Source organism: Herbiconiux daphne, from assembly GCF_024979295.1.
Classification (GTDB): domain Bacteria; phylum Actinomycetota; class Actinomycetes; order Actinomycetales; family Microbacteriaceae; genus Herbiconiux; species Herbiconiux daphnes.
Genome location: NZ_JANLCJ010000255.1, coordinates 1 through 846, shown reverse-complemented (window position 1 = coordinate 846; position 846 = coordinate 1). Strand labels below are relative to the sequence as shown.

General features: G+C 44.4%; 2 protein-coding genes. Both read right to left on the bottom strand.

Annotated features, from left to right (window positions below; translation table 11 throughout):
* Positions 1–623, bottom strand: a 623-nt coding sequence (locus N1032_RS24460) for a hypothetical protein (protein WP_259543111.1), incomplete at its 3' end; no start/stop codon positions are given.
* Between the two features lie 12 nt (positions 624–635).
* Positions 636–846, bottom strand: a 211-nt coding sequence (locus N1032_RS24455) for a hypothetical protein (RefSeq protein ID WP_259543110.1), incomplete at its 5' end; no start/stop codon positions are given.

The window sequence follows — 846 nt, the reverse complement described above, 5'->3', positions numbered from 1 at the left end:
TTCATTGACTGGAAGGTTTCTTGACCTGCCTTATCAAGAGCATTATTTTTCTGCTGTTGCTCTGTTAAAGGAGCAGGCATTTTGGGGGTATTAGTACCAGTTATGGGATTACCGACACCAGCATTTATATTCTGGTTACGAGCAGCAAACGCTGATGCAGGGTCATTTGTATCAACAGCGGGAACTGCTACGCCACCTTTAGCAGCTTGGTCAGCTACTTGTTGGCTAGTTTTATCAATTTCTTTTTGTTGAGCAGCAGCAGCATCAGCACCTCCAGCTTGACTTGTTGGGTCATTAGTAGGCTGAACACTTGTTTCAGACTGGTTATATTGCTGATCTTGTCCAGTAGGTATGATACCTTTATAGCCTTGTCCAGAAGCCAAATTTGTATCAGGTGGCGTTTGTTCTTGTGGAGTGGGAATAGCCCCTTGCTGTTTGTCCCAATCACTACCATACCGAGCACTCATAATTGCAGAGCCTATATCACTGCCTGCTGTCGTTGTCGTTCCCATCATACGATTGCCACTCTGTATGTTTTGATTTTGTTGGTTAGCTTGTTGTGCTAATCTAGCATCATCAGCTTGTTTCCATGAAATATAGGAATCAGTTCCATATCCTGCCATTATTATTCCCCCCTAGAAAGATCTACTGAATTGTAGACTAGCACCAGTATCAGTTGATTGTGCTTCCCCGATAGGCTTAGATTGAGCACCACCTATACTAACACCAATGCCTCCCTGACTTCCACCCCCACTTAAATTCTGAACAGCAGGTGTTTGTCCTTGTGTAGGATCATCTATCTGAGAACCCTGAGCGGGATTCATGACCGCCCTTTGGGCAATCTGA